Here is a 12,756-nt window from a genome sequence, read left to right as displayed (position 1 = left end):
GTGGGGAGGGAGGCGGGACCATTCCCGCCTCCCGGGAGCGGCGCTACGCCTCGGTCTCGAGCTCGATGCCGACCGCGAGGGCGTCGCCCTCGGCGAAGTCGAGCGTCGCGATCCTGCCGACGGCCGCGAGGTCTCCCGCGGCGAGTCGAAGAGACGCGACGAGCTCGGCGGGCGCCGTCACCAGGGCGGAGCGGGCCGGCGTCTTCTGCGAGGCCTTCGCATCGGTCTTCGCGCGCCGGATGGCCGTGAGGACCGAGCTCGCCGCGGCCAGGACGGCGGGGTCGCCGCCCAGTCCCTCGACGGCCGGCCAGGGGCGCAGGTGCACCGAGTCGTCGTGCGACCACGACCAGGTCTCCTCCGTCGCGAACGGCAGGAACGGCGCGAACAGGCGCTGGAGGACGTCGAGCGCCCGGTGCAGGGCGGCCGCGGCGGACGCGCCGTCCTCGCTGTACGCGCGCTCCTTCACCAGCTCCAGGTAGTCGTCGCAGAACGTCCAGAAGAACGCCTCCGTCGTCTCGAGGGCGCGGGCGTGGTCGTAGTTCTCGAGCGCCGTCGTCGCGTCGGCGACCACGGTGTCGAGGGTGGCCAGCATGCTGAGGTCGAGAGGGTCGGTGACCTCGGCGCCCTCGGCGAGAGGGAACCCGTGGATGAACTTCGCCGCGTTGAGGATCTTGATCGCCAGTCGGCGGCCGATCTTGATCTGCGTCGGGTTCTGCGGGTCGAAGGCCGCGTCGGTGCCCAGGCGCGAGGAGGCGGCCCAGTAGCGGACCGCGTCCGAGCCGTGCTGCTCGAGCATCGCGGCGGGAGTGACCACGTTGCCCTTCGACTTCGACATCTTCTTGCGGTCGGGGTCGACGATGAAGCCGGAGACGGTCGCCGTGCTCCACGGGGCGCGGCCGTCCTCGAGCTGCGAGCGCAGGAGGGTCGAGAAGAGCCAGGTGCGGATGATGTCCTGGCCCTGCGGGCGCAGGTCGTAGGGAGCGACCAGCTGCCAGAGCTCGTCGTCCCGCTCCCAGCCGCCCGCGAGCTGCGGGGTCAGCGAGGAGGTCGCCCAGGTGTCCATCACGTCGAGCTCGCCCTGGAAGCCGCCCGCCGCTCCGCGCTGGTCCTCCGTGTAACCGGGGGCCGAGTCGCTGGAGGGATCCACCGGCAGCGCCGCCTCGTCCGGCACGATCGGGGAGTCGAAGACGGGGTTGCCGTCGCCGTCGAGCGGGTACCACACCGGGATCGGCACGCCGAAGAAGCGCTGGCGCGAGATCAGCCAGTCGCCGGAGAGGCCGTTCACCCAGTTCTCGTAGCGGACGCGCATGAACTCCGGCACGAAGCGCACGTCGCGGCCGAGCTCCAGCAGGCGCTCCTTGAGCACCGCGTCGCGAGCGCCGTTGCCGATGTACCACTGGCGGGTCGACACGATCTCGAGCGGCTTGTCGCCCTTCTCGAAGAACTTGACCTGGTGCGTGATGGGGCGCGGGTCGCCGACCATCTCGCCGGACTCCTTCAGCAGCGCCACGACGGCCTGCTTGGCGGAGAAGACGGTCTTGCCGGCGAGCTGCTCGTAGGCGGCGCGGCCCGCGTCGCTCGTGATCGCGGCGGGAGCCTCCGAGATCAGGCGGCCGTCGAAGCCGATGATCGCGCGGTTGGGCAGGTCGAGCTCGCGCCACCAGACCACGTCCGTGATGTCGCCGAAGGTGCAGATCATCGCGATGCCCGAGCCCTTGTCCTTCTGCGCGAGGTGGTGCGCGAGCACCGGGACCTCGACGTCGAAGAGCGGCGTGCGCACGGTGGTGCCGAACAGCGGCTGGTAGCGCTCGTCGTCGGGGTGCGCGACGAGGGCGACGCAGGCCGGCAGCAGCTCGGGACGGGTCGTTTCGATGAAGACGTCCTCGCCGCCCTCGCGGTGGAAGCCGAGGCGGTGGTAGGCGCCGGGCTGGTCCTTGTCCTCGAGCTCCGCCTGGGCGACGGCGGTCCGGAAGGTGATGTCCCAGAGCGTCGGGGCCTGCGCCTGGTAGGCCTCGCCGCGGGCGAGGTTGCGGAGGAAGGCGCGCTGCGAGGCGGCCTGCGACTCGTCGCCGATGGTCCGGTAGCTCTGCGACCAGTCGACGGACAGGCCGAGGGCGCGCCAGACGTCCTCGAACTGCTTCTCGTCCTCGACGGTGAGGCGCTCGCACAGCTCGACGAAGTTGCGGCGCGAGATCGGCTTCTGGTCGGCGGCCTTGCTGCTCTTGTTGTCGCCGCCCTCGAACGGAGGCGTGAAGCCGGGCTCGTAGGGGAGCGTCGGGTCGCAGCGCACACCGTAGTAGTTCTGCACGCGGCGCTCGGTGGGCAGGCCGTTGTCGTCCCAGCCCATCGGGTAGAAGACGCTCTTGCCGCGCATCCGCTGGAACCGCGCGACGACGTCGGTGTGCGTGTAGGAGAAGACGTGCCCGATGTGCAGCGACCCGGACGCGGTGGGCGGCGGGGTGTCGATCGAGTAGACGTCGGCGCGGGTGAGGCCGGTGCGGTCGAACCGGTAGGTCCCGTCGGTCTGCCAGCGGAGGCCCCACGTGCCCTCCAGGCCCTCGAGGGCGGGCTTCGCGGGGAGGCGGTCGGCGAGGGTCATGATGCTCCGGTTCGCTATGGGCGGCACCGTGTCGGTGGTGATGGTGCCTGGATGGGGGCTCCGGGGCGAGTCGCCCGCCGGCCGCGACGATTCTACCGGAGCGGCGGGAGCCGGGTCAGTCGACCACGGGGGCGAAGCCGGCGCGGACGGGCGCGAGCGCCTCGTCGAGGTAGGGCACGAGCTCGCCGCGGGTGGGGCCCGCCGCGGCCCAGGCCTGCACGGCCGCCACCGCGGCTCCGACGCTCGCGTAGGCGATGGCGCGCGAGAGGTGCGAGGGCAGCGGGCGCGCGCTCCGCTCCTCCACGAAGCGGGCGATCACGGCCGCCTGCCGGGCGAGGCGGCCGAGCGCCGACGCCTGCAGCTCGTGGACGCTGCCGATCATGTCGGACTGGGTGAGCACCCACGGCACCGTCGCAGGTCCGAAGCCGGAGCCGATCGCGAGCAGCGCGTCGCCGAGCGCGTCCATCACCGGCGCCTCTGCCGCCGTCTCGGCCAGCGCCTCCGGGAGCTCTGCCAGCCGGTCGTCGACCAGGACCCAGAAGACGTCGCTCTTGGACTCGAAGTAGTTGAAGAAGGTGTTGCGCGAGACGCCCGCGCGCTGGGCGATCTGCTCGATCGTCGTGCCCGCGTAGCTCTGCTCGACGAAGAGGTCCAGAGCGGCGTCCTCGAGCATGGAGCGCGACGACGCACGGGGCCGTCCGCGCTGCACTCCTCGCACCATGACCCGCTCCTGCTCCGCTTCCCCCGACGCGCTAGGATAGCGCCGGACGACTTCGACCCGGCCATCACCGGTGAGTCTCCGGAAGAACGGCGCCGGCTCCGGCCTGCGCCCAGTAGACCCGGACGGGTGCGGCCCGTGACAGCCGATCGAGTGGGAACGCGTCAGCGGGCACTCCTCCGGGAGCGACCGGCCGACCGGTCCAAGCGAGGTGGTACCGCGACCCGGCCCGGGGTCTGAGATCCGGGCGGGCCGTCCTCGTGCAGACCAGCAGCACTGCCAGGAGACCGCACGTGACCTACCCCCTGACCCCGCCCACCCCGCACGGAGCCGAGCCCGCCGAGGGCTCCGCGTTCGGCCGGGGCGTGTCCCCGTCGCCGCGCTTCCCCGAGATCGAGGAGCGCGTGCTCGCGTACTGGAAGGCGGACGACACCTTCCAGGAGTCGATCCGGCAGCGCGAGGGAGCGCCGGAGTGGGTCTTCTACGACGGCCCGCCGTTCGCCAACGGCCTGCCGCACTACGGGCACCTCCTCACCGGCTACGCCAAGGACGTCTTCCCCCGCTTCGAGACCATGCGCGGACGGCAGGTGCACCGCCGCTTCGGCTGGGACACCCACGGCCTGCCCGCCGAGCTCGAGGCGGAGCGGCAGCTCGGCATCACCGACAAGTCCCAGATCGAGGAGATGGGCGTCGCGGCCTTCAACGCCGCCGCGAAGGAGTCGGTGCTGCGCTACACCGGGGAGTGGCAGGACTACGTCACCCGCCAGGCGCGCTGGGTCGACTTCGACGACGACTACAAGACGCTCGACCCCACCTTCATGGAGTCGGTGATCTGGGCGTTCAAGCAGCTCTACGACAAGGGCCTCGCCTACGAGGGCCACCGCGTGCTGCCGTACTGCTGGCGCGACCAGACGCCGCTCTCGAACCACGAGCTGCGGATGGACGACGACGTCTACAAGATGCGCCAGGACCAGACGGTCACCGTCACCTTCCCGCTGGTCGGCGAGACGGCTGAGGCGCTCCAGCTGACGGCGGTCCGCGCTCTCGCGTGGACGACGACGCCGTGGACGCTGCCGACGAACCTCGCGCTCGCCGTCGGGCCCGACATCGAGTACGCGGTCGTCCCCGCCGGCCCGAACGGCGCGGCCGACGGCAGGGGCGAGCCCGAGGAGCGCGAGCTCTCGGCCGAGTACCTGCTCGCCATCGACCAGGTCGGCGCCTACGCGAAGGACCTCGGCTATCCGGACGCGGAGTCGGCCCTGGCCGCCGTCTCGCGCACCCACCGCGGCTCCGAGCTCGAGGGGATCAGCTACGACCGCCTCTGGGACCACTACGCGGACACCGAGGCCTGGGGCACGCAGAACGCGTGGCGCATCCTCGTCGCCGACTACGTGACCACCAGCGAGGGCACCGGCATCGTGCACCAGGCGCCCGCCTACGGCGAGGACGACCAGAAGGTCTGCGAGGCGGCGGGCATCCCCGTCATCATCTCGGTCGACGACGGCGGCCGCTTCCTGCCGCAGATCAGCGAGGTCGCCGGCCTCCAGGTCTTCGACGCGAACAAGCCCCTCACGCAGCTCCTGCGCGCGGGCCACCGGCTGCTCCGCCAGGCGAGCTACGAGCACTCGTACCCGCACTGCTGGCGCTGCCGCAATCCGCTGATCTACAAGGCGGTCTCGAGCTGGTTCGTCCGCGTCACCGCGATCCGCGACCGCATGGAGGAGCTCAACCAGGAGATCACCTGGGTCCCCGAGAACGTCAAGGACGGCCAATTCGGCAAGTGGCTCTCGGGCGCGCGCGACTGGTCCATCAGCCGCAACCGCTACTTCGGCTCGCCGATCCCGGTGTGGAAGAGCGACGACCCGGAGTACCCGCGGATCGACGTCTACGGCTCGCTGGACGAGCTGGAGCGCGACTTCGGCGTGCGCCCGGACGACCTGCACCGGCCGTTCATCGACGAGCTGACCCGCCCGAACCCCGACGACCCGACCGGGCGCTCGACGATGCGCCGGATCAGCGACGTCCTCGACGTCTGGTTCGACTCCGGATCGATGCCCTTCGCCCAGGTGCACTACCCGTTCGAGAACGCCGACTGGTTCGACACCCACAACCCGGCGGACTTCATCGTCGAGTACATCGGGCAGACGCGCGGCTGGTTCTACACGCTGCACGTGCTCTCCACCGCGCTCTTCGACCGCCCGGCGTTCCGCAACGTGGTCAGCCACGGCATCGTGCTGGGCAACGACGGGCAGAAGATGTCCAAGTCGCTGCGCAACTACCCGGACGTGGCCGAGGTCTTCGACCGCGACGGCTCCGACGCCATGCGCTGGTTCCTGATGTCGAGCCCGGTCCTCCGGGGCGGCAACCTCGTCGTGACGGAGGAGGGCATCCGCGAGGGCGTCCGCCAGGTGCTGCTGCCGCTGTGGAGCACCTGGTACTTCTTCTCCCTCTACGCCAACGCCTCGGCGGGCGGCGGCTACGAGGCGACCAGGCGCACCGGCTCCGAGGACGTCCTCGACCGCTACCTGCTGGCCAAGACCCGCGATCTGGTCCAGACCGTGACCGGCCGGCTCGAGGCGCTGGACTCCACGCTCGCGGCCGCCGCGCTCCGCGACTTCAGCGACGTGCTCACGAACTGGTACGTGCGCCGCTCCCGCGACCGCTTCTGGCAGGGCGTCGACGAGGACGGCCGCGGATCGGAGGCGTTCGACACGCTCTACACGGTCCTCGAGACCGTGTGCCGCGTCGCCGCCCCGCTCCTGCCTCTCGTCACGGAGCAGATCTGGCAGGGCCTGACCGGCGGCCGCAGCGTCCACCTCACCGACTGGCCGGAGGCGGACGAGTTCCCCGCCGACCCGGCGCTCGTGCACGCGATGGACGCGGTCCGCGGCATCTCGTCCAGCGCGCTCTCCCTCCGCAAGCAGGCCGGGCTCCGCGTCCGCCTGCCGCTCGCGCGCCTGACCGTGGTGGTCGCGGACGCCGCCGAGCTCGCGCCGTTCGAGGCGATCCTCCGCGACGAGCTGAACGTGAAGGAGGTGTCGCTGGTGCCGCTGGTCGACTCCAGCGCCGCCGACTACGGCGTCACCTCCCGTCTCGCGGTCAACGCGCGCGCCGCCGGGCCCCGGCTCGGCAAGGGCGTGCAGACCGTGATCAGGGCCGCCAAGGCCGGCGACTGGAGCGAGACGGACGGTGTCGTCACCGCCGGCGGCGTCGAGCTGGTCGAGGGCGAGTACGAGCTCACGCTCGAGGTCGGCGGCTCGGCCGGCGACGACCGCGCCATCGCCCTGCTCCCGCGCGGGGGCTTCGTGCTCCTCGACACGGCGACCACCCCCGAGCTCGAAGCGGAGGGGCTCGCCCGCGACCTCATCCGCGCGGTGCAGGACGCCCGCAAGGAGGCCGGGTTCGAGGTCAGCGACCGGATCGTCCTGGAGGTCGTGCTCGACGAGCCGAGCCTGCAGGCGCTCGAGCCGCACGCGCTCTGGATCGCGGAGGAGACCCTCGCGACCGGATGCGCGTTCACTCCGCTCACCACGGCTCTCGAGGGCGGCGAGGGCGCGATCGCCTTCGGCCCCGCGGGCACCGCCATCATCCGCGTCGAGAAGGTCGAGGCCGCCGATGTCTGATCCGTTCGAGCCGGACGACGCCGACCGCGCGGCCGCCGACGCCGTCTACGCCGCGCTGCTGGAGCGCCTGGGCGAGGCGAGCGTCCGCCCGCGCCTCGCTCCGACCCGGCGCGCCGTCGAGATCCTCGGCGACCCGCAGCGCGCCTACCCGGTGATCCAGATCGCCGGAACCAACGGCAAGACCTCGACCAGCCGGATGATCGAGAGCCTGCTGCGCGCCCACGGGCTGCGGGTGGGCCTGTTCACCAGTCCGCACCTCGAGCGCTTCAACGAGCGCATCGTCATCGACGGAGAGCCGATCTCGGACCGGAGCCTCGCCGACAACTGGCAGGACGTCGAGCCGTACCTGCGGATGACCGACGCCGAGCTGGCCGAGCAGGGCGAGGCGCCGCTGTCCTTCTTCGAGGCGATCACCGTCCTGGCCTACGCGGCCTTCGCCGACGCGCCGGTCGATGTGGCCGTCGTCGAGGTGGGGATGGGCGGCGAGTGGGACTCGACGAACGTCGCCGACGCGCAGGTCGCCGTCTTCACGCCGATCGCCCTCGACCACACCGACCGCCTCGGCTCGACGATCGAGGAGATCGCGCGCACCAAGTCGGGCATCGTCAAGCCGCTCGCCTCGGTGGTCTCCGCGAGGCAGGTCCCGGAGGCGGAGGCGGTGCTGCGGCACGCGGCCGAGGCCACCGAGTCGACGATCGTCGTCGAGGGGGCGGAGTTCGACGTCGAGTCGACGACCGTCGCCGTCGGCGGCCAGGTCGTCACCGTCCGGGGACTCGTCACCACGTACGAGCAGCTGCTGCTGCCGTTCTTCGGCGACCACCAGGCCGAGAACGCCGCCGTGGCCGTCGCCGCGGTCGAGACGTTCCTGGGAGGCGGGACGCAGGAGCTCACCGGCGACGTCCTCGACGAGGGCTTCGCCGCCGCGACCTCCCCGGGCCGCCTGCAGCTCGTCGGACTCGCTCCGCGCACCGTCGTCGACGCGGCGCACAACCCGCACGGTGCCGCCTCCCTCGCCGCCGCTCTCGGCCGCTACTTCGACTTCGACCGCGTGACGGCCGTCCTCGGCGTGCTGGCCGAGAAGGACGCCGAGGGGATCCTCCGGGAGCTCCGCCCCGTGGTGGACGAGCTGATCGTGACCACGGCGCCGAGCGATCGGGCGATGCCCGCCGAGGAGCTCGCCGCGCTCGCCCGCACCGTGTTCCCGGAGGAGGCGGTCCGCGTCGCCGACGACCCGCTGGGTGCTCTCACGGCCGGTCGCGTCCTCGCGGCGCGCACCGACAAGGGCGCCCTGCTCGTCACGGGCTCGATCACCCTCGTCGGCCGCACGATCACCGCGGCCCGCGACGAGAACTGGCTGGGCGCGTGAGGGCCGGGCGCCCGCGGCGCTCGCGGACCGTCCGGGAGAGCCTCGGCTCGATCGTGCTCGGCTTCGAGGCGGTCATCGTCTTCCTCGCCACCCTGGTGGCCTTCGGGCTGAAGGCGGCCGACCCCGTGATCGTGCTGGTCGGGGGAGCGGTGGTCTGCCTCGCGCTCGTCGCCACTCTGGGCCTGCTGAACCGGCCGGTCGGCTTCCGCATCGGCTGGGTGCTCCAGTTCGTTATCGTGGCCTCGGGCCTGCTGGTCCCGATCATGTACGTGATCGGCGCCGCCTTCGTGGCGCTGTGGACGTACTGCATGGTGACCGGCACCCGCCTCGACGCTCAGACGCGCCGGGCGGCGGAGCCCACCGACCCCACCGAAGGAGACCGCTGAACCATGGCCACTCAGGAGACCCTCGTCCTCGTCAAGCCCGACGGCGTCGCCCGCAACCTCACCGGCGAGATCCTCCGCCGCATCGAGGCGAAGGGCTACTCCCTCGTCGACGTGAAGCTCGTCGAGGCCGACCGCGAGCTGCTCGCCGCCCACTACGCCGAGCACGAGGGCAAGCCCTTCTACGAGCCGCTCGTCGAGTTCATGGAGAGCGGCCCGATCGTCGCCCTGCGCATCGCGGGCGACCGTGTGATCGAGGGCTTCCGCGCCCTCGCCGGCACCACCGACCCGACCACGGCCGCTCCCGGCACCATCCGCGGCGACCTCGGCCGCGACTGGGGCCTCAAGGTCCAGCAGAACCTCGTGCACGGGTCCGACTCCGAGGAGTCGGCCGCGCGCGAGCTCGGCCTCTGGTTCGCCTGAGCCGCTCGGCCGCCTGCCTCTGACGACGTCCGTCAGAGGTAGGCGAGCACGTTCAGCCTCACCTGCGCGATCACCGCGATCAGCAGGTAGCAGAGCAGCGTGATGAACGGGACCCAGCCGTAGGCGGCACCGGCGAAGCGGCGCACCCCGGCGGGGACGGGGAACTCGCCCTCACGGAGGTTGCGGAGCGTCACCAGCCAGAAGCCCGGGATGACGACGGCCCAGGTGAGCATGCACCAGGGGCAGAGCGTTCCGAGCGCGAAGACGCTCGTCGCGATGAGCCAGCCCACGAACACCAGGGCCAGCAGGAAGCCGACGTTGAAGGCCGCCCAGAACCACCGGTCGAACCGGGCGCCCGCGAGCAGGCCCAGCCCCACCACGATCGGCGCGATCCAGGCCGCCAGGCCGATGAGAGGGTTCGGGAAGCCGAAGACCGCGCCCTGCACCGAGTTCAGATTCGCACTGCACTGCACGAGCAGGCTGAAGTCGCAGCCGAGGCCCGCATCCGGGTTCTCGAGAGCGGCGAACTTGTCGTTCGTGAGGGCGAAGGCGGCGGTCCAGCCGATCACGCCGAGGACGATCAGCAGGACGGCGAAGAGGACGGGGCGCTGCTGGGTGGGGGCGTCGCGCACCCCGGGATCGCTGGACACCGGGGGATTATGGCACGCGCCGGATCGGCGCCTCTGGGAATGCGTGCGATAATCGGAGCCGTCGGTCCGGGGGACCCCGCATCGACGCGAAGAAGGTTTACCGGGCGAGCACCGGGCCACAGGAGATCGACAGCGTTCCGCGAATGGACGCGCCGGATCTCCGCTCCGCCGGGAGTCGACCGCAGGTCGCACCGCGGAGGAGCGCGTGTCGGATAGTCAGTTCCGAGAGTGCAGCTGCAACCGGAGTCCCGCGCCACGAGCGCGACGGGACCGGGGGAGCGGAAGGATTCGCGGCGGGCCGAGGCCCCTCGCACGAGAGAAGCATCCGGGAAGACGACGCGGCGGACGACCCGGCCGAGGAGTGCACCAGGAATGGTGGAAGACAACAGTACGAGCGGATCCGATCCGGACCGCGACGAGCCCCGCAGCGGGGCCAGGAAGATCAGCCGCCTCTTCGGTGGCCGCCGGGCGAGCCGGCGGACCGAGTCGAGCGCGCCAGCGACAGGGGAGACGATCATCGACAGCAACGAGACCGACCAGACCGGAGCCGAGGGCATCGAGCTGCCCGAGACCGGGAGCGCCGCGGAGGCGGCCGAGCCGTCGACGTCGACGGGCGCGGTGTTCTTCAACGCCCTGCCGCAGACCCCGGGCGCCGACCAGGAGGAGCCGCGACGGCCCGCACTGCCGAGCCCGTCGCTGCTGTTCCAGGCGCCGGTCCTGCCCGACTACGTCGAGCTGGCTCCGCTGCCTCCCCGCGGTGCGCCGCTGGGCGTCCAGGAGGAGCGCGAGAGCCCGGCCGAGGAGCAGGGCTCCGTCCGCCGCCGCTCGCGCCGCCGCAGCGGCGAGAGCGAGAGGTCCGGCTCCGACGACCCCGAGAACACCGTCGTCCGGGTCCGCCAGCCGCGCGAGCAGCGCGAGGCCCGCGAGCCCGAGCTCATCACCGAGCCGCAGCGCATCAAGGGCTCGACCCGCCTCGAGGCCAAGAAGCAGCGCCGCCGCGACGGCCGCGACGCCGGCCGGCGCCGCACGGTCGTCACCGAGTCGGAGTTCCTCGCCCGCCGGGAGGCCGTCGACCGCGTCATGGTCGTCCGCTCCAAGGAGGACAGCATCCGCATCGGCGTGCTCGAGGACGGCGTCCTCGCCGAGCACTACGTCGCCCGCTCGCAGGAGGCGTCGCTCATCGGCAACGTCTACCTCGGCCGCGTGCAGAACGTCCTCCCGAGCATGGAGGCCGCCTTCGTCGACATCGGACGCGGGCGCAACGCAGTGCTCTACTCCGGCGAGGTCGACTGGGACGCCGCGAACAACGCCGGCGGCCCCCGCCGGATCGAGCTCGCGCTCAAGCCCGGCGACCGGGTCCTCGTCCAGGTCACGAAGGACCCCGTCGGCCACAAGGGCGCCCGTCTCACGAGCCAGATCTCGCTCCCCGGCCGCTACCTCGTCTACGTGCCCAACGGCTCGATGAACGGCATCTCGCGGAAGCTCCCGGACACCGAGCGCGCCCGCCTGAAGAAGATCCTCAAGGAGGTGCTGCCCGAGAACGTGGGCGTCATCGTCCGGACCGCGGCCGAGGGCGCCACGGAGGAGCAGCTGACCGTCGACGTCGAGCGCCTGACCGCGCAGTGGACGGCTCTCAGCGCGAAGGCCGCGACCGGGCAGGCTCCCGCTCTCCTGCACAGCGAGCCGGACCTGCTGATCAAGATCGTCCGCGACGTCTTCAACGAGGACTTCGAGAAGATGGTCATCGCCGGCGACGACGCCCGCGAGACCATCGAGCTCTACCTCAGCCAGGTCGCACCCGATCTGCTCGAGCGCGTCGAGGTCTACACGGGTGAGAAGGACGCGTTCGACGAGTTCCGCATCACGGAGCAGATCGAGAAGGCGCTGGAGCGCAAGGTCTGGCTGCCCAGCGGCGGCTCGCTCGTGATCGACCGCACCGAGGCGATGACGGTGGTCGACGTCAACACCGGCAAGTTCGTCGGCTCGGGCGGGAACCTCGAGGAGACGGTCACGAAGAACAACCTGGAGGCGGCCGAGGAGATCGTCCGCCAGCTGCGCCTGCGCGACATCGGCGGCATCATCGTCGTCGACTTCATCGACATGGTGCTCGAGTCCAACCGCGACCTCGTGCTCCGCCGCCTGGTCGAGTGCCTGAGCCGCGACCGGACGAAGCACCAGGTCGCCGAGGTCACCTCGCTCGGCCTCGTGCAGATGACCCGCAAGAAGCTGGGCCTGGGCCTGCTCGAGACCTTCAGCGAGAACTGCGAGATCTGCGCCGGACGCGGCGTCATCGTCCACCACGACCCCGTGCTCAAGCACCGGTCGACCGCCGCTCCGCAGCAGGAGCAGCGCCGCCGGGGCAAGGGCGGCGAGCAGCAGCCCGCCGCCTCCGGGCGCTCGAACGGCGGGCAGAACGGGCAGGGCGCGCCGGCGACCAAGCCGGTCAGCACCCACGCCATCACGGACGACGCGAAGAACGCGCTCGCGCAGATCGCCGCCAGCACCATCCACCCCCAGGCCGTGCGCCAGGCGGCGGAGGAGGCGGCCGCGCTGGTCGAGGACGCCGCCGAGACCGTCGAGGCCATGGCGCCGGAGGAGTCCGCCACGGCACCCGAGGAGCAGCCGTCCGAGCCGAGCCGTCGCGGCGAGCGTCCCGCCCGGGGCGAGCGCCGTCGTCGCAGCCGCGACCGCGAGCCGCGCCAGGAGGCCGCCGAGACGGCGGCCGTCGAGTCGGCTCCCGTCGAGACCCCGGTCGAGAAGGAGATCGAGCCGGCCGCTGCCGCGCCGATCCTCGACATCCCGATCGCGCCGGTCGCGCCTCCGCGCCGCGTCCGCAGCGAGGTCGCCGAGCACCTCCTCGACTCCGTGCTCGACGCTCTGCCGGCCCCGAAGCAGCCCGGCCAGGGCCGTGCGAAGAGCCGCCGCGTCACGACGGCCGCGCTCACCGGAGTCGCGGTCATCCCCGAGCAGACCCCGCGCCGCGCCGACCAGTAG

Annotated in this window: 8 protein-coding genes; 5 read left to right on the top strand and 3 right to left on the bottom strand. The window is 71.9% G+C overall.

Annotated features, from left to right (window positions below):
* Nucleotides 1–43: 43 nt before the first annotated feature.
* Both valS and C5C10_RS02765 read right to left on the bottom strand, forming a co-directional pair.
* On the bottom strand, nt 44–2,599 hold the full coding sequence (valS, locus tag C5C10_RS02770) for a valine--tRNA ligase (protein ID WP_104328452.1): 2,556 nt from the start codon (nt 2,597–2,599) through the stop codon (nt 44–46).
* Nucleotides 2,600–2,714: 115 nt separating this feature from the next.
* Nucleotides 2,715–3,320, bottom strand: a complete 606-nt coding sequence (locus tag C5C10_RS02765; protein WP_104254919.1) for a TetR/AcrR family transcriptional regulator — start codon at nt 3,318–3,320, stop codon at nt 2,715–2,717.
* 290 nt (nt 3,321–3,610) lie between these two features.
* Here C5C10_RS02765 and ileS point away from each other — a divergent pair, with 290 nt between their 5' ends.
* Genes ileS through ndk form a run of 4 tightly spaced genes read left to right on the top strand, consistent with a single transcriptional unit; the run spans nt 3,611 to nt 9,112 of the window.
* A complete protein-coding gene (ileS, locus tag C5C10_RS02760) occupies nt 3,611–6,940 on the top strand; it encodes an isoleucine--tRNA ligase (RefSeq protein WP_374953335.1) in 3,330 nt (1,109 codons plus the stop codon).
* Entirely contained in the window at nt 6,933–8,306 is a 1,374-nt protein-coding gene (locus tag C5C10_RS02755) for a folylpolyglutamate synthase/dihydrofolate synthase family protein (RefSeq protein ID WP_104223687.1), read from the top strand. Before ileS ends, C5C10_RS02755 begins: the two co-directional genes overlap by 8 nt.
* A complete protein-coding gene (locus tag C5C10_RS02750; RefSeq protein WP_258060376.1) occupies nt 8,303–8,692 on the top strand; it encodes a DUF4233 domain-containing protein in 390 nt (129 codons plus the stop codon). Before C5C10_RS02755 ends, C5C10_RS02750 begins: the two co-directional genes overlap by 4 nt.
* 3 nt (nt 8,693–8,695) lie before the next feature.
* Nucleotides 8,696–9,112 carry a nucleoside-diphosphate kinase gene (gene ndk / locus C5C10_RS02745; RefSeq protein WP_104223686.1) on the top strand — a complete coding sequence of 139 codons (417 nt, stop codon included), beginning with the start codon at nt 8,696–8,698 and terminating at the stop codon, nt 9,110–9,112.
* A 32-nt stretch (nt 9,113–9,144) separates the two neighbouring features.
* On the opposite strand, the gene C5C10_RS02740 is transcribed toward ndk, so the two are convergent.
* Nucleotides 9,145–9,762, bottom strand: a complete 618-nt coding sequence (locus tag C5C10_RS02740; protein ID WP_258060375.1) for a vitamin K epoxide reductase family protein — start codon at nt 9,760–9,762, stop codon at nt 9,145–9,147.
* Between the two features lie 372 nt (nt 9,763–10,134).
* Here C5C10_RS02740 and C5C10_RS02735 point away from each other — a divergent pair, with 372 nt between their 5' ends.
* Nucleotides 10,135–12,756: an Rne/Rng family ribonuclease gene (locus C5C10_RS02735; RefSeq protein ID WP_104328450.1), complete on the top strand. Its 2,622-nt coding sequence runs from the start codon at nt 10,135–10,137 to the stop codon at nt 12,754–12,756.

Source organism: Rathayibacter sp. AY1A3, assembly GCF_002930975.1.
Taxonomy (GTDB): Bacteria; Actinomycetota; Actinomycetes; order Actinomycetales; family Microbacteriaceae; genus Rathayibacter.
Note: the sequence above shows the minus strand (reverse complement) of the source record. Positions and strands in the feature narration are given on the sequence as shown.